Genomic DNA, 15,220 nt, shown 5'->3' with positions numbered 1-15,220 from the left:
GGAGGTTTCGTATGCACTTATGCGTCGACTGCGAGATGAATACATTGATTAAGATCAATATCTTTAGACTATTCAAGTTGAATTTTAGTTCTTGGTGACTTAAGGCCAATAATAGACCGAGTTTGGCGCAAGTATTGATTAATGCATATTGCACGATTGATATTTATCAATTATATTAGCGGGCAATAACTTGCCCTGAAGTGAGGATCGATGCGGAGAGAAGAAATCGACGCGCTGAGAAATCTGCCGCTTTTCGCGGACATGGCCGACGCCACGTTCGAGCGGCTGGTGCGCCCGAGTTTCGTGCAGTCGTTTCCGCCCCGCACGACCCTGATCAGGGAGGACGAGCCTGCGGATTTCCTGTTCGTGATCCTGGACGGGCTTGTGCTGATGTCGGCGAAATCGGACGATGGCGAGACTGCGCTGGAGATACTGCGCGCCGACGACATCTTCATTCTCGCAGCCGTGCTGAACGATGATGTGTGCCTGCAAACCGCGCAGACGCTCACCCCCACGCGCGTGCTGATGGTGCCTTCCAGCCTGGTGCGCGACCTGATGAGCGAGGATGTCGGCTTCATGCGCGCCATCGTTTTTGAAACCGCGCGCGCCTATCGCCGTCTGGTGAAGGAACTGAAGGCGCAGAAGCTGCGCAGCAGCGTGCAGCGCCTCGCCAACTGGATCGTCAAGGAATCGCTTTTGAACGACGGCGCCGACGTGGTGATGATTCCTTACGAAAAACGCACGCTCGCCGCCTATCTCGGCATGACGCCGGAGAACCTGTCGCGCAATTTCGCGACACTCGGTTCACATGGCGTCACGGTGCAGGCCTCGGCGATCAAGATCACCAACAAGAACAAGCTGCTGCAATTTGCGGCCCCCTCCCACCTGATCGACAGGCAGGAACCGGCGCGCGCGTTCGACAGAATCTGAGATCGGCGGCCTTCATCTTCCTGTCAAAGAGAACGACTATCCGGTAACTTTCTCGATCGAACGGGTCGCCGTCATGAAAGCACCTCTTGCTGCACTGTTTCTCGCCCTTGCAACCAGAGCCGTTGCGCAGGAATTGCCCAAGCCCGAACTGATCGGCGCTTTCACCCTGCCCACCGGCCTGAAGATCGGCGGCGTTGAATTCGGCGGAATTTCCGGCCTCGACTACGACCCGCGAGAGGATGTCTATTACGCCATATCCGACGACCGTTCGGAAAATGCGCCCGCGCGCTTTTACAAGCTCAAGCTCGTCATCGACGGTTCCGGCGTGCAAAGCCTCGATATTCTGGAAACGGTCACGCTTCTGGACAAGGCGGGCAAACCATTTGCGCTGAAGGACGTGGACCCGGAAAGCATCCGCTTCAATGCCGCCACCGGCACCATCTACTGGTCGAGCGAAGGCGACAGGAACGGCAGACCGTTTGTCGGCGAAGCAAAGACCGATGGCAGCTTTATCCGCGAATTTGCCTTGCCCGAGGCCTATATTCCCGACGAGGGCAGGACACGCGGCATCCGCAACAATCTTTCCTTTGAAAGCCTGACGATCACGCCGGACGGCAAGACGCTTCTGGCCGGTACTGAAAACGCGCTGGTACAGGACGGGGACAAGGCGACGCTCGACCATGGCAGCCGCTCGCGCATCATCGCCTTCGATATCGCATCAGGCAATGTGACGGCGGAATATGCCTATGACACCGGCCCGATCTTCACCAAGGCGACTGAGCCGCCCTTCTGGAACGATAACGGCATGTCGGAATTCGTTGCCGATGGAAACGATCTCCTCACCGTCGAGCGCTCCTTCGCCATGGGCGTGGGCAACCGGATCACGCTCTATCGCGGATCCTTCGATGGCGCCAGCAATGTGAAAGACGTTCCGTCGCTCGCCAGCGAGCCCGTAACGCCGCTGTCAAAGCAGCTCCTCCTCCAGCTCGACGAAGGCGATTTCGGCCTCGACATCGACAATATCGAGGCCATCACCTTCGGCCCGATGGTGGACGGGAAGAGGACACTCGTCCTCGCTTCCGACAACAATTTCAGCCACGGACAGGTTTCGCAGTTCATCGCCCTGAAGCAGCCCTGAAGCGACATGACCGGCCAGAGCATTTCCAGCTGAAGTGTGGCGCGGTTTTGCGCAGGATGTTCAGGTCCAGAAATAGCGCACGGTGTGGAAGAAGACCGGGGCTGAAAAGACGAGGCTGTCGGCCCGGTCGAGCATACCGCCATGTCCTTCGATCATGTGGCCCCAGTCCTTCACGCCGCGATCGCGCTTGATGGCGGAGGCGACAAGCCCGCCGAAGAAGCCCATGATGCAGGATGCGGCCGCAAGGGCGCCCGCCTGGAGCGGCGAAAACGGCGTCAGCCAGGCAAGCCCCGCACCCAGAAGCGATGCCGCCGCCACCCCGCCGACAAAGCCCTCCCAGGTCTTTGACGGCGATATGCTGGGCGCGATGCGATGCTTGCCGAACAGCTTGCCGAAAATATATTGCAGCACATCGCTGCCCTGCACGGTGGCCACCAGAAACGCGATCAGCAGCAGCTTCTTGCCGTCGAAGCCGGGAATATCCAGCGTCATCAAGGCCGGTACATGGCTGATGCAATAGACCGACAGCATGATGCCCCATTGCTGCTCGCTGATGCGTTCCAGAAAGCGCGACGTGTCGCCGGAAAGCGCCGTCAGCACCGGCATTGCGAGGAAGCAATAGACCGGGATGAAGATGGAATAAAGCCCGTACCAGTCGATCCAGATCAGGTAATACTGCACCGGAATGACCAGCAGGAACATGCCGAGCAGCACGCGATGGTCGGCGCGCCTTGTCTGGGTCAGCGTCGCATATTCGCGGAGGGCCGCGAACGAGATCATCGCGAACAGCACGATCACGCCACCCTTGCCGAACAGGAAAGCGACGCACATGGCGCCAACCATGATCCACCATGCCTTGATGCGGGCATTGAGATTGACCAGCGTGGATGAAAGCGGCTTTGGCGCGCGCCATGAAAGAACACCGGCAACGGCGCTTGCCGTTGTCAGAACGCCCATGAGGCCAAGGAATAATCGGGTTGTTTCGCTCATGGCTGTTTACCGTTACGGGGCTGTATATCGAGAAGGCTCTGGCGGGCGCGGGCGAGAAATTCCTTGCGGTCCTCGCCCTCGCGAAGCTGGACCGGCGCGCCGAAAACGACACGGCACAGAAGCGGCACCGGCAGCATCGCGCCCTTGGGCAGCACGCGCGACATGTTTTCGATCCAGCACGGCACCAGTTCGACATCGGGGCGCGCCAGCGCCAGATTGTAGATGCCGGAGCGAAAGCGCAGCAGCGCCTCCTCTGTCATGTTGCGCGTGCCTTCGGGAAAGATGATGAGGGAATGGCCGTCGGCCAGCGCCTTCAGCATCACTTCCATCGGGTCCTGCGTGCGTTCCACCCAGTTGCGTTCCACAAGCACAGTGCGCAGCAGAACTTCCGCCATGAACTGGCGCACGCGGTTGCCCCGCCAGTAATCGGCACCGGCGACGGCACGGGTGCGCGCGCGTTCTTCCTGATCGAGACAGGAGGAAAGCAGGATGAAATCGCCGTGGCTCGTGTGATTGGCAAAATAGATGCGCTGATTGCGCGACGGACCAGTGCCGCTCCAGATTGGCCGCACGCCGGTAATCCCCCGCGACAGGATTGCCAGAAACGAACCGAAAATCGATTGCACCTGATGGCGGATCAGTTCCCGCATGTCACAGCCCCTGACCCGATGGCACCACGGCCAGCAGAATGAAAAGCACGATCCCAACCCCCATGAAGAACCGCAGGCGCCCCACGATGCGCCGCGAACCCTCGATCCTCGCCGCAAGCGGACGAACAGGACCGGCATTGGTGCGCAGGCCCATGCGTTCCAGAATTCGGTCCACCTCGTTCAGGCCCGTTTCACCGGAAGCCGCAATCAGGCGGAAAAGCGCTGCGTCGAACAGAAGATGCGCCGCGATACCCAGCACGATCAGCGCGCTTGCAAGCAGCAGCGGCCAGATCAGCCAGAAAGCCAGATCGTGCACCGGGCGCAGGAAGGGCGCGACCGCAAGAAGAACGACCGCGACGGCAATGCCGGAAAAGGCGTTGCGGCGCAGCCAGACCGCCGTGGAGGATGCAGGCGCGTTCATGCCGCCTCCCCCGCCAGATGCAGATGAACCGGCCAGCCTTTGGCGCGGATCAGCGTTTCTGCTTCTCGCGCATTGGCCAAGCGGCCAGTCGAGACGAGCCAGGCCACCGCAACCGTGGCGCTGCGCTGGAAACCGAGCGCGCAGCAGATGAGAACCGGACCGTGATGGCGAGCCGCTTCAACGGCATCGGCGGCCAGTTGCACTTTTTCCGATGGCGGCGCGACCAGATCGATCGCGGCAAAGCTCTTCCATTCCGCGTCATGCGGCGGCGGCACCATTTCAGCGGCCAGATCGATGGCGGTCGCAAAGGATGAAAGTTCTGCGGCTTTAGGAAAACGCCCCAGAAACACCCCGTCGGCAAGCTCCACATGCGGCGGCAGCTTGCGGGTCCAGAACCGCACATTCAGCCCGGCAAAAAGACGATAGGGCCAGAGGAGCCAGCGGCTTGCAAGGCTGACCGATCCATCCGTCTGCTTCTGGAAAATGCCAGCACCTGCCCCGAAATAGCCAAGCGCCACGATGGCCAGCGCGGTTGCGGGCCAGAGCCAGAAGATCGCATAGCCGGTCATGCTGAGGCCATGAATGCCGAGCGCGAGAAAAAGCACAGCGCCCGCCAGATAATATAGACCCAGCCGACGCGCTTTCGGGTTCGTGGTCAACTGAAAACCGGCGAATGGTGACGACCCATTGCGCGGAAAAAGCCACAGGGCAAACAGGCCGAGCAAAGCGCCCGCCGGAATATCGACCGCGTGGTGCTGATAGGTGGTCAGCACCGACAGGCCGATCAGCAGGCACCAGACATGCCAGACCACGCGCACGGCATCACCCATCTCGCGGCGCATCTGGTCCCAGATGATGATCAGCAGCGCGATATGCAGCGAAGGAGCCTGGTTGAAGGGTTTGTCGAAACCGCCGAGCACATCGAACATGAAGCCCGGAATGCCCGCCGTTGCCGGTTTCACGAAGGTTGCCGTCAGCGGAAAGGCGACGAAGCAGAGAACGGCGATAATCTGTGCCGTCAGATAACGCTTTGCCAGCCCGTCCACCTGTTCCGGACTGTCATTGACGAACAGCGCGACCGCGTAAAACAGATTGACCGACCAATAGGGCACGATGCTCCACGCGATGAACGGAACCCGGTTTTCCCACGCGAAGGCAAGGTTCGGCACATGGCTTTGCTGCGATGCGAGCCAGTTGGCCGTACCGTAGGTCAGGTAGAAGAAGGGAGCGAGAAACAGAAGCCAAAGAATGGCGCGACGAAACACGGGCCGCCGCGAATATCCCTCGCGTTCCGTCAGATGCACCGTCACGCCTTGCCGTCTCCGACCCGCTCCGCAATCGAGACGGTGAAAATGCCCCACTGGTCGATGCGCTGTTCGATCTTGCGATAGCCTGCCTTTTCGACAAGCTGGTCCATCTCGCCCTGCGTGCGGCGGCGCATCACCCATGCCTCGCCGCCGCGATGCGAGGTCAGCGCCCGCGCGATCATTTCAAGCTGCGGATGCCATGGCTGGTTGGTGTAGATCAGCAGTGCGCCGGGCTTCTGCACGCGGGCAAGCCCCGACAGCGAACGATTGATCAGTGCATTGTCGGGGAAAAGCTCGTAAAGACCGGACACGATGGCAAGGTCCGGCTGCGGCGTGACAGCGGCAAGGCTTTCCTCGTTGAAAGCATCGCCCTCTTCCATATGGGCAATGGATTCCAGCCCGCGATCCCGGATGAGCTTGTTGCCCGCCAGCACATTGATCGGCGAATAGTCGCGCAGATGGATGCTGTCCGGCATCGCGCCGGCGCGCACCACCGCATCGATGACATAGCGGCCATGGCCGCAAGCAATATCAAGAATATTGGTCGAGCGGCCTTCGCTCTTCAGCCGGTTGATCGCCACGCCGATCAGTTCTTCCAGATGCACCTTGCGCTGCCGGATGCCCCGCCAGCCGATAGCTTCCAGAAACTGTCTGTCGATGAGCTTGCCGCCCGGTCCAATACCGCGCGCTTCATTCTCATAGACGTAATCGAGCGTCGAACCGGAATCGAAACCGGTGCGCCTGCCGACTTTCAGCCCTTCTGAAAACAGTGCGCCGAAGGCTATCGAAGCACGCGTCGACGCCCAGTAAAGCCCCTGCGCCGTCAGAAGCGGCAGCGGGGTCGACAGCCGGTCCGCCTCGTCACGCGTGTGGCCTGCAATATGCGCTTCCGTCAGGTCGGCGCGCTGTGGCGCTTCGGCAAAACGCGCCTCGATGAAATCATGGATGCGTTCGATGGCCGGTTTGCGATCCCGCTCGCCCAGCGTGTCGTGGTAGAAGCCCTTGAGCACGTGCCGCTCCTTGATGCGGCTGCCGAGGTTCTCGAAGAAGCGATGTTGCGGCGCGGGGCGCACGACGAAATCGCTGCCGGAGATGAGCAGTTGCGTCGGAACGGTAATCGCCCGCGCATCGTCCACCACGCGCTTGGCCGTCTCGTAGAGTTGCAGCAGGATATGCGATGCGATGGGCCGTGTGATCAGCGGATCGGTGCCATAGGATTCGATGCGTTCCGGATCGTGGGTCAGGAATTGCGGCTTGACGTAGGAATTGACGTAGAAAGTGCCTTTCAGCTTCTGCCACAGGCCGATGCCTTCCTTGGCGAATGGCACATAGAGCTTGATGTCGAAGGCGGGCGAAGCCAGCACCAGCGCCCGGATATTCGGCGCATAGTCATGCACCCATGCGGCAGCAAGCACCGCGCCGACGCTCTGCGCGATGATTGCCACGTCCTCGATGGCCGCGCCGGTTTCCTGCCGGATATGGGTGACGAAACAATCGAGATCGCGGATCGACGCGCCGAAGGATGGCGAGAAGCCGCGCACGCCGGGCGACTGGCCGTGGCCGCGCGCATCCCAGGCATAGAAGGCGTAGTCGTCCAGCCCCAGCTCATCGACGAGGTGCGCGACGCGGCCGCTATGCTCGTGCCCGCGATGCAGCAGGACGATGACGCCCTTCGGCTTGCCGGAAAGCGCCGGCCAGAAACGGTAGAACAGCGACGTGCCGTCATGGGTCGCGAACCGGCTTTCCTGCGCCACGCGATGCGGTTTTACTGCCTGCTCGTCCATGCATCCCTCTCCAGCGTTTCCTCGCGAGGCGGCTGCCCCCAATTTCTATTGAGTGAAACAAAATGTTTGCTTAAACGAGCTGGAGCGAACCGCAAATAGCTGTCCAATACTTATTCTTCGTTTCCCAAGAGATTCTTGATGTCCGTTTATCAACTAAAGTCGCGTTTCCAGAATTTACTGAGGCCGCTGGTCGTGCGACTTGCCGCAGGCGGTGTAACCGCCAATCAGGTTACAGTCGCCGCCGCGCTCGTCTCGATCATACTTGGGGCTTTTCTGGCGTGGAGCGGAAATGCGGCATGGTTTGCGCTCGTCCCGGTCTGGCTGTTCCTGCGCATGGCCCTGAACGCCGTCGATGGAATGCTGGCGCGCGAACATGGGCAGAAATCGACGCTGGGCGCCTATCTCAACGAGATCGGCGATGTGGTTTCCGACGCGGCGCTCTATGCGCCTTTCGCGCTGGTCGCCCCGTTCACCGGCCCGTGGATTTTCGCGGTCATATTCCTTGCCACCCTGACGGAATTTGCCGGTCTTGCCGGGGCTTCCGTGGGTGAGAGCCGCCGTTATGATGGCCCGATGGGCAAGAGCGACCGCGCCGTGGTCTTCGGCGTGCTTGGCGCCTGGATCGCCATCGACGGCACCTTGCCGGACTGGATGTTCTGGCTGCAGCCGCTCCTTTGCCTGCTTCTGGCCGCGACCACGATCAAGCGCATCGCAAACGGCGTAAGCGAGACAAAGAACCGTTAAAAGGTATTGGTCCGGTACTGGTATTGACGCAATTGGGGCCTATGTTGGTCCATTCAATTCCAGCTCAATCGGAGGCCATGCCAATGAAGAAAGCTAAGACTGCTTTTCTGTTTGCGGGCATATTCGCATTTTCATCCGCGCAGAGCCCGGCGCTCGCCGCCAGCGACGGCAGCTCCAGCCAGCGCGCCAGGGAAGTCACAGCGGTGGTCAACGCCGTGGCACAGAAGTTGCCCGGCCAGCCGATCAATACGGTGATGTATATCCGCTCCAACAATTTCGAGGTGCTGGCCGGCGACTGCACGGTGCGCGCGCATATCGTCTCCTCCGGCCACAAGGCGAAAAGCACCTCTCCCGACAAGATCAAGGTCCGGCTCAACAAGCGGCGCTGCGCACGCTAACTCCCGTTGAGCTGAGACCTCGCGACGGTCTTGACCACCCAGTCGGCGAAGACGCGCAGGCGGTTGCTCAGATGCCGGTTGGGCGGATAGACCAGATAGATCGGCATCGGCTCGATTTCCCACTCCTGCAGGACGGGGCGCAGCGTGCCGCTGGCGATGTCGTCCTTCACCATGAACAAGGGCGCCTGCACCACGCCAAGCCCGGCCCGCGCGGCGGCAAGATAGGTGGTCGATTCGTTCGCCGCCACCACATAGCGCCCGTTGACCTCGATCTCCTCCGTCCCCTTCCTGAAGCGGAACGGCATCTGCTGGCCGGTCGATGGCCGGAAATAGCCGACCACAGTACAGTCACGGCTGAGGTCCGACGGGTGAAGCGGCGTGGAGCAACGGTCGAGATATTCGGCGGAAGCGCAGGCGATGAAATGCATGTCACCGATGCGGCGCGCGATCAGCGACTGGTCGGACAGCTCGCCGATGCGAATGGCGCAATCGACATTCTCCGCCACATAATCGACGGGCCGGTCCGACACGCCGAGATCGATCTGGATATCGGGATAGCGCTGGTGAAACTCCATCAGCGCCGGAATGATGATGAGATTGGCGACCGCGCCCGCCATTTCGACGCGCAGGCGCCCCTTGGGCAAGGTCTGCGCGCTAGACAGGCTGCCGTCGAGTTCGGCAAGATCGGCGAGCAAACGGGCCGCGCGCTCGTAATAGAGCGCGCCGTCCGGCGTCACCAGAACCCGGCGGGTGGTGCGATTGAGGAGCTTCGTACCAAGATGGGCTTCCAATCCCTGAATGAGATTGCTGATCGTTGCCTTGGGCATGTTGAGCGAGGCGGAGGCGCGCGTGAAATTCCCGGTTTCGACAACCCGGAGGAAGGCGCGCATGGCCGAAAGCTGGTCCATTATCAAAAAGCCGTTATTGTTCGAGATTCTGGACAGTGTAACCAATTATAGGGGACTATTCCAGTTCATAGACAATGATAATATCGGATCATGGCAGTTTGCCGCTAACGCATGTCCCCAAAAAGTGGGAACCGGTTTTGGGGCAAGGACCTGCGTAAGACAGCCAGAGCATTTCCGACGATTTCGTTCCGACAGAAATGCTCCGGCGCATCATGCAGCCCGGTGGAGATCACCTGACAGGCATGAATGCGGCGCAGCAAACAGCCGGAGCGTAGGCGCGAACCATATATAGGCGTGTCCTGCTCCAAACGCATCATTTTCGGACCGGAAGCGTGAAACGGTTTTGCGTTCGGAAATACGTGGAAATAGAATGGATAGGGCGGTCTGGACGATTCCGTGTGACAGAACCGCTTTATACATGAAGGCCAGAAAAGATGTGCGAGAAGTTTAGTGTAGAGAAGTTGCAGGTTCCTGGGCGACTTCATGGTCAAGCCCATGGACAGGCGGGCGACTGCACCTGCAAGGCGCGCATCTACCGGGGAACAAAGCTGCTCTCCCCGCCGCCGGTGGTGCTGCACCTTCACGGTGGCGCTTTCTCGGCCAGTTGTCTGGGCGCCTGCGAGCGCGTCGCCGAAACACTTGCCGAGGCGGGTGCGGTGGTCGTGTCGCCGGAATATTCGTCAGCCTGTCTCAACCCGTTCCCGGCGGCGCTTGAGATAGTCTATTCCATCCTGACTTCGATGCGCGCGCGTTGCCCGGAGTTTGCGCACAAGAAGTCGATGCTGTTCGTCGCCGGTGAAGAGGCGGGCGGCAACCTTGCTGCCGGCGTGGCCCTGATGGCGCGCGATCAATATCTGACCGATCTCAAGGGTCAGATACTGCTTTCGCCCATGCTCGACCCCTGCCTCGCCACGGCGTCTTTCCGCAAATATTGCCCGGAAAGCGCCGTCAAGACGATGTCGGATGGCTGGCAGCATTATCTGGGCGAGTGTGCGGGTTTCACCCACCCCTATGCCGCGCCCGCCTTGTGTACCCGTCTTGCTGGTCTGGCACCCACTTTGCTTGTCACCAGCGCCCAGTGCCCGATGCGTGATGAAACGCAGGCCTATGCCGAGCGTCTTCGTCAGGCGGGCGTGAAGGTCCAATCGCATGTCCTGCCCGGAAAAGCCGGCTGGATACCTGAAAACAAGGTGGCGGGCACCGACTGGTCGCCACAGGAGCACAAACTTGTAGACCTGTTTTCCGATTTCTTCCGGCAGGCAGGAGCAAAGCCAATCGCAGCATGACATCAGTTTTAAAGTCCTCCCAAGCTTTGACCTGATGCCCCAATGAAGCCGGCCCCCACCGGTTAGAGCGAAGCTCTAACCTCCTTGATTGAAAGCATAATCAGACCGATCCTCTCCGGTCGGGTTATGCTGCAGGAGATACAACAATGACATCGATTACAGCCCGCCGGGCCCTATGGGGCGCCGGCCTGAGTATCCTATTGTCTGCAGCTGGCGGCGGCGCCATTCTCTTCGGCGCGCCCCACCTCAAGGCCGATGCCGCAACCGATATTTCCGCTCCCCCGCCTGCCGTGCCGGTTTCCGTCGCCAGGGCGGAATCGCGCCGCATTGCGACCTGGGAAGAATTTTCCGGCCGTCTGGAAGCAATCGACCGGGTTGAAATTCGCCCGCGCGTCGGCGGCGCAATCCTGAAAGCCCATTTCCGCGAGGGCGCTCTGGTGAAACAGGGCGATCTGCTCGTCACCATCGATCCCGAGCCCTATGCAGCGGCGGTGGAAAAGGCGAAGGCACAGGTTTCAGCCGAAGAGGCCCGCGTTGCGCTGGCCAAGACGGAACTGGAACGCGGACGCCAGCTCGTCACCACCCGCACCATCGCCCAGAGCGGCCTCGACCAGCGGTCCAGCGCCTATGACGAGGCGCAGGCAAGCCTGCGTTCAGCCAAGGCGGCCCTTCGTACCGCCGAGCTTGATCTTCAATATACGGAAGTGCGCGCGCCGATTTCAGGCCGCGTCGGGCGGCTGGAAGTAACGGCAGGCAATCTGGTTGCCGCAAGTTCGGCCTCGCCGGTCCTGACCACGCTGGTTTCGGTCGATCCGATCTATGCAAGCTTCAGCGCGAATGAGGAAGTCGTCACCAAGGCGCTTGCCAAGCTTGCGGCCTCGCCCGGCGGAAACGCCATCGAGCGCATTCCGGTCCAGATCGGCACCGCTTCCGATGAAGGTACCCCGATTTCCGGTCATATCCAGCTCATCAACAATGAGGTCGATGCCACGACCGGCACGATCCGCGTTCGCGCCGCAATCGACAATCCGGACGGCAGGCTCATTCCCGGCCAGTTTGTCCGCATCCGCTTCGGCGAACCGGAACCGGATGAAAAGCTGGTGGTGAGCGACCGCGCCATTGCTTCCGATCAGGACAAGAAATTCGTCTTCGTGGTCGGGGCCGATAACAAGGTCGAATACCGGCAGGTGGTTCTGGGACGCAATTATGACGGCCTGCGCATCATCGAACGCGGGTTGAAGCCCGGCGAGAATATCGTCGTGAACGGCCTGCAGCGCATTCGTCCGGGCGTGGTCGTCGCACCGCAACCCGTCACCGAAACACTTGCCAAAAACTGAATTAAAACGGCGCGCCTGAGCGCGCGCTAACCGCAAATGCTCAGCCTCAGCAACCCGCGAAATCTGCCGATTTCGCGGGCCGGGAGAGTCTTTGCCTTCCCGCTTAAGGGGGATAAACAGATGAACTTCTCACGCTTTTTCGTCGACCGGCCGGTCTTCGCTGGCGTTCTGTCGGTCCTGATCTTCGTTGCCGGTCTGATCGGCATGACAGGTCTGCCGATCTCGGAATATCCGGAAGTCGTGCCGCCGCAGATCGTGGTTCGCGCGCAATATCCGGGCGCCAACCCCGCCGTCATTTCTGAAACCGTCGCCACGCCGCTTGAAGAACAGATCAATGGCGTCGAGGGCATGCTCTACATGCAGAGCCAGGCGACCGCCGATGGCGTCATGACGCTGACCGTCACCTTCGCGCTCGGCACCGATCCCGATCAGGCCCAGCAGCTCGTGCAGAACCGTATTTCACAGGCCGAGCCGCGCCTGCCGGAAGAGGTGCGCACGCTTGGCGTCACGACTGCCAAGAGCTCGCCCGACCTGACGCTCGTCGTCCATATCATCTCGCCCGATGGCCGCTATGACGTGAACTATCTGCGCAACTATGCGGTTCTGAACGTCAAGGACCGTATCGCCCGTATCCCGGGTGTCGGTCAGGTGCAGATATTCGGCGGCGGCGATTATTCGATGCGCGTCTGGATCGACCCGCAGAAGGCCGCCGAACGCGGTCTTTCCGCAAGCGACATCGCCAATGCCATCCGCCAGCAGAACGTTCAGGCCGCTGCCGGCGTCATCGGCGCATCGCCGTCCGTCTCGGGTCTCGACCTGCAACTTTCCGTCAATGCGCAGGGCCGCCTCCAGTCGCCGGAAGAATTCGCCAATATCGTCGTGAAGTCAGGCAATGAAGGCGAAATCACCCGGCTGGGCGATGTGGCGCGTGTCGAAATGGGCGCCGCCGATTATTCGCTGCGCTCGCTGCTCGACAACAAGCTCGCGGTCGGCATGGGCGTGTTCCAGTCGCCCGGTTCCAATGCGCTGGACATTTCCGAAAACGTCCATGCGGCCATGGCGGACCTGAAGAAAACCATGCCGGAAGGCGTGGATTTCGACATCGTCTATGACACGACCGGGTTCGTGAAGGCTTCCATCGAGTCGGTCATCCATACGCTGCTCGAAGCCATCGTGCTGGTGGTCATCGTCGTCATCCTGTTCCTGCAGACATGGCGCGCCTCCATCATTCCGCTGGTTGCCGTTCCCGTTTCCATCGTCGGCACGTTTGCGGTCATGTATGTGTTCGGCTTCTCCATCAATGCACTCAGCCTTTTCGGTCTCGTGCTGGCCATCGGCATCGTGGTCGACGACGCCATCGTGGTGGTGGAAAATGTGGAGCGCAACATCGAACAGGGTCTGTCACCGGTCGAGGCAACCTATCGCGCCATGCAGGAAGTGTCCGGGCCGATCATCGCCATTGCGCTGGTGCTGGTCGCGGTCTTCGTGCCGCTTGCCTTCATCACCGGCCTGACGGGCCAGTTCTACCGTCAGTTCGCGCTCACCATCGCAATCTCGACGGTGATCTCGGCCTTCAATTCGCTGACGCTTTCGCCTGCCCTCGCGGCACTGCTGCTGCGCGGCCACGATGCGCCGAAGGATCGGCTCACCCGCATCATGGACAAGCTGTTCGGCTGGTTCTTCCGTGGCTTCAACCGTTTCTTCGGTGCAAGTTCGGAAGCCTATGGACGCGGTGTCGGCAGCATCCTCTCGCGCAAGTCGCTGGTCATGGGCCTCTATGTCGTGCTGCTCGGCGTCACCTTCGTCCTGTTCCGCGCGGTGCCCGGCGGCTTCGTTCCCGCGCAGGACAAGCAATATCTCATCGGCTTCGCGCAATTGCCGGATGCGGCAACGCTCGACCGGTCGGAAGACGTGATCCGCCGCATGAGCGACATTGCGCTCAAGCATCCGGGCGTGGCCAATGCCATCGCCTTCCCCGGCCTGTCAATCAACGGTTTCACCAACTCGTCGAACTCCGGCATCGTTTTCGTGACGCTGAAGTCGTTCGAGGAGCGCAAGACCCCGGAACTGTCGGCCAATGCCATCACCATGGAGCTGAACCAGCAATACGGCGCCATTCAGGATGCCTTCATCGCCATGTTCCCGCCGCCGCCCGTTCAGGGTCTCGGCACGACAGGCGGCTTCAAGCTCCAGCTGGAGGATCGCAACGGGCTTGGCTTCAAGGCGCTTGACGATGCGACCAAGGCGTTTCTCGCCAAGGCCTATCAGACGCCCGAACTGGCTGGTCTCTATTCGAGCTACCAGATCAACGTGCCGCAGCTTTATGCCGATCTGGACCGCGTGAAGGCGCGACAGCTTGGCGTGGCGGTGACCGACGTGTTTGAAACCCTGCAGATTTATCTGGGTTCGCTCTATGTCAACGACTTCAATGCCTTCGGACGCACCTACAGCGTGCGCATTCAGGCCGATGCGAATTATCGCAGCCATGCCGAGGATATCGGCAAGCTGAAGGTGCGTTCGCAGTCCGGTGAGATGATCCCGCTGTCGGCGCTTCTGAAAGTCGAGCAGACCGTGGGTGCCGAACGCGCCATCCGTTATAACGGCTTCCTTTCCGCCGATATCAACGGCAATCCGGCCCCCGGCTTCTCGTCCGGTCAGGCGCAGGCTGCCATTGAACGGATCGCGGAGGAAACCTTGCCACCCGGCATCACCTTCGAGTGGACGGATCTGACCTACCAGCAGATTCTGGCTGGCAGCTCCGGTTTCCTCGTCTTCCCGCTGGCGCTGCTGCTCGTCTATCTGGTTCTGGCCGCGCAGTATGAAAGCCTTGCCCTGCCGCTGTCGATCATCATGATCGTGCCGATGGGCATCATGGCCGCGCTCACCGGCGTCTGGCTGACGGGAGGCGACAACAACGTCTTTACCCAGATCGGCTTGATAGTCCTTGTGGGGCTGTCGGCGAAGAACGCGATCCTGATCGTGGAATTCGCCCGCGAGCTGGAGCTTTCAGGACGAGGCGTCGTGCAGGCGGCGGTCGAGGCAAGCCGGTTGCGTCTGCGTCCGATCCTGATGACCTCGATGGCGTTCATCATGGGCGTGGTGCCTCTGGTAACGTCGACCGGCGCCGGTGCGGAAATGCGCTCGGCCATGGGCATCGCGGTCTTTGCAGGCATGATCGGCGTGACCGCCTTCGGCATCTTCATGACGCCGGTGTTCTATGTGCTGATCCGCAAGCTCTCCGGCGAGCGCCCGTTGAAACATGCAGGCGCCAAGATCGAGGCCCCGCATCTGGCGCCGGGGGAATAATCCCGGCGTCTCCTTCCATCG

Annotated in this window: 13 protein-coding genes; 7 read left to right on the top strand and 6 right to left on the bottom strand. The window is 60.8% G+C overall.

Translation table 11 applies throughout. The features are described 5' to 3' along the window. The first annotated feature begins 210 nt into the window (after positions 1 to 210). Together ACS5UA_RS06350 and ACS5UA_RS06345 are read left to right on the top strand one after the other, a co-directional pair. Positions 211 to 930: a cyclic nucleotide-binding domain-containing protein gene (locus ACS5UA_RS06350; RefSeq protein ID WP_100650432.1), complete on the top strand. Its 720-nt coding sequence runs from the start codon at positions 211 to 213 to the stop codon at positions 928 to 930. A gap of 73 nt (positions 931 to 1,003) precedes the next feature. Further along, positions 1,004 to 2,068 carry an esterase-like activity of phytase family protein gene (locus ACS5UA_RS06345; protein ID WP_112701333.1) on the top strand — a complete coding sequence of 355 codons (1,065 nt, stop codon included), beginning with the start codon at positions 1,004 to 1,006 and terminating at the stop codon, positions 2,066 to 2,068. Positions 2,069 to 2,128: 60 nt separating this feature from the next. Here ACS5UA_RS06345 and ACS5UA_RS06340 read toward each other — a convergent pair whose 3' ends face one another. Genes ACS5UA_RS06340 through ACS5UA_RS06320 form a run of 5 tightly spaced genes read right to left on the bottom strand, consistent with a single transcriptional unit; the run spans position 2,129 to position 7,220 of the window. Next, the gene (locus tag ACS5UA_RS06340; protein ID WP_031346190.1) at positions 2,129 to 3,058 is read right to left on the bottom strand and encodes a phosphatidate cytidylyltransferase; all 930 of its coding nucleotides are present in this window, start codon (positions 3,056 to 3,058) and stop codon (positions 2,129 to 2,131) included. Continuing rightward, positions 3,055 to 3,708, bottom strand: coding sequence for a lysophospholipid acyltransferase family protein (locus ACS5UA_RS06335; RefSeq protein WP_112586357.1), 654 nt, complete (start codon positions 3,706 to 3,708; stop codon positions 3,055 to 3,057). The genes ACS5UA_RS06340 and ACS5UA_RS06335 overlap by 4 nt, the downstream gene beginning before the upstream one ends. 1 nt (position 3,709) lies before the next feature. After that, the gene (locus ACS5UA_RS06330) at positions 3,710 to 4,129 is read right to left on the bottom strand and encodes a hypothetical protein (RefSeq protein ID WP_112701334.1); all 420 of its coding nucleotides are present in this window, start codon (positions 4,127 to 4,129) and stop codon (positions 3,710 to 3,712) included. Further along, the gene (locus tag ACS5UA_RS06325) at positions 4,126 to 5,439 is read right to left on the bottom strand and encodes a phosphatase PAP2/dual specificity phosphatase family protein (protein WP_112701335.1); all 1,314 of its coding nucleotides are present in this window, start codon (positions 5,437 to 5,439) and stop codon (positions 4,126 to 4,128) included. Before ACS5UA_RS06325 ends, ACS5UA_RS06330 begins: the two co-directional genes overlap by 4 nt. After that, positions 5,436 to 7,220, bottom strand: coding sequence for a bifunctional alpha/beta hydrolase/class I SAM-dependent methyltransferase (locus tag ACS5UA_RS06320; RefSeq protein WP_112701336.1), 1,785 nt, complete (start codon positions 7,218 to 7,220; stop codon positions 5,436 to 5,438). The genes ACS5UA_RS06325 and ACS5UA_RS06320 overlap by 4 nt, the downstream gene beginning before the upstream one ends. A gap of 138 nt (positions 7,221 to 7,358) precedes the next feature. Here ACS5UA_RS06320 and ACS5UA_RS06315 point away from each other — a divergent pair, with 138 nt between their 5' ends. Further along, positions 7,359 to 7,964, top strand: coding sequence for a CDP-alcohol phosphatidyltransferase family protein (locus ACS5UA_RS06315; RefSeq protein WP_112701337.1), 606 nt, complete (start codon positions 7,359 to 7,361; stop codon positions 7,962 to 7,964). An 83-nt stretch (positions 7,965 to 8,047) separates the two neighbouring features. Then, positions 8,048 to 8,362, top strand: coding sequence for a hypothetical protein (locus ACS5UA_RS06310; protein ID WP_006472074.1), 315 nt, complete (start codon positions 8,048 to 8,050; stop codon positions 8,360 to 8,362). Here ACS5UA_RS06310 and ACS5UA_RS06305 read toward each other — a convergent pair. Further along, entirely contained in the window at positions 8,359 to 9,270 is a 912-nt protein-coding gene (locus tag ACS5UA_RS06305) for a LysR family transcriptional regulator (protein WP_112701338.1), read from the bottom strand. The two genes, ACS5UA_RS06310 and ACS5UA_RS06305, sit on opposite strands and share 4 nt — an antisense overlap. A 434-nt stretch (positions 9,271 to 9,704) precedes the next feature. On the opposite strand from ACS5UA_RS06305, the gene ACS5UA_RS06300 reads away from it, so the two are divergent. The 3 genes from ACS5UA_RS06300 to ACS5UA_RS06290 all read left to right on the top strand — a co-directional run bounded on the left by ACS5UA_RS06300 (position 9,705) and on the right by ACS5UA_RS06290 (position 15,199). Beyond that, a complete protein-coding gene (locus ACS5UA_RS06300) occupies positions 9,705 to 10,556 on the top strand; it encodes an alpha/beta hydrolase (RefSeq protein ID WP_112701339.1) in 852 nt (283 codons plus the stop codon). Between the two features lie 146 nt (positions 10,557 to 10,702). After that, entirely contained in the window at positions 10,703 to 11,893 is a 1,191-nt protein-coding gene (locus tag ACS5UA_RS06295) for an efflux RND transporter periplasmic adaptor subunit (protein ID WP_443101234.1), read from the top strand. A 120-nt stretch (positions 11,894 to 12,013) separates the two neighbouring features. Then, entirely contained in the window at positions 12,014 to 15,199 is a 3,186-nt protein-coding gene (locus ACS5UA_RS06290) for an efflux RND transporter permease subunit (protein ID WP_006472072.1), read from the top strand. The last annotated feature ends 21 nt before the right edge of the window (positions 15,200 to 15,220 follow it).

Origin of the sequence: Brucella sp. RRSP16 (assembly GCF_052246815.1) — a bacterium.
In the GTDB taxonomy this organism is placed as follows: Bacteria; Pseudomonadota; Alphaproteobacteria; order Rhizobiales; family Rhizobiaceae; genus Brucella; species Brucella intermedia.
This window is presented reverse-complemented; position numbering and strand designations above follow the sequence as displayed.

Coding starts and splice junctions, on each gene's coding strand:
- ACS5UA_RS06350 (WP_100650432.1), top strand. CDS start 211: ATGCGGAGAGAAGAAATCGACGCGCTGAGAAATCTGCCGCTTTTCGCG.
- ACS5UA_RS06345 (WP_112701333.1), top strand. CDS start 1,004: ATGAAAGCACCTCTTGCTGCACTGTTTCTCGCCCTTGCAACCAGAGCC.
- ACS5UA_RS06340 (WP_031346190.1), bottom strand. CDS start 3,058: ATGAGCGAAACAACCCGATTATTCCTTGGCCTCATGGGCGTTCTGACA.
- ACS5UA_RS06335 (WP_112586357.1), bottom strand. CDS start 3,708: ATGCGGGAACTGATCCGCCATCAGGTGCAATCGATTTTCGGTTCGTTT.
- ACS5UA_RS06330 (WP_112701334.1), bottom strand. CDS start 4,129: ATGAACGCGCCTGCATCCTCCACGGCGGTCTGGCTGCGCCGCAACGCC.
- ACS5UA_RS06320 (WP_112701336.1), bottom strand. CDS start 7,220: ATGGACGAGCAGGCAGTAAAACCGCATCGCGTGGCGCAGGAAAGCCGG.
- ACS5UA_RS06315 (WP_112701337.1), top strand. CDS start 7,359: ATGTCCGTTTATCAACTAAAGTCGCGTTTCCAGAATTTACTGAGGCCG.
- ACS5UA_RS06310 (WP_006472074.1), top strand. CDS start 8,048: ATGAAGAAAGCTAAGACTGCTTTTCTGTTTGCGGGCATATTCGCATTT.
- ACS5UA_RS06305 (WP_112701338.1), bottom strand. CDS start 9,270: ATGGACCAGCTTTCGGCCATGCGCGCCTTCCTCCGGGTTGTCGAAACC.
- ACS5UA_RS06300 (WP_112701339.1), top strand. CDS start 9,705: ATGTGCGAGAAGTTTAGTGTAGAGAAGTTGCAGGTTCCTGGGCGACTT.
- ACS5UA_RS06295 (WP_443101234.1), top strand. CDS start 10,703: ATGACATCGATTACAGCCCGCCGGGCCCTATGGGGCGCCGGCCTGAGT.
- ACS5UA_RS06290 (WP_006472072.1), top strand. CDS start 12,014: ATGAACTTCTCACGCTTTTTCGTCGACCGGCCGGTCTTCGCTGGCGTT.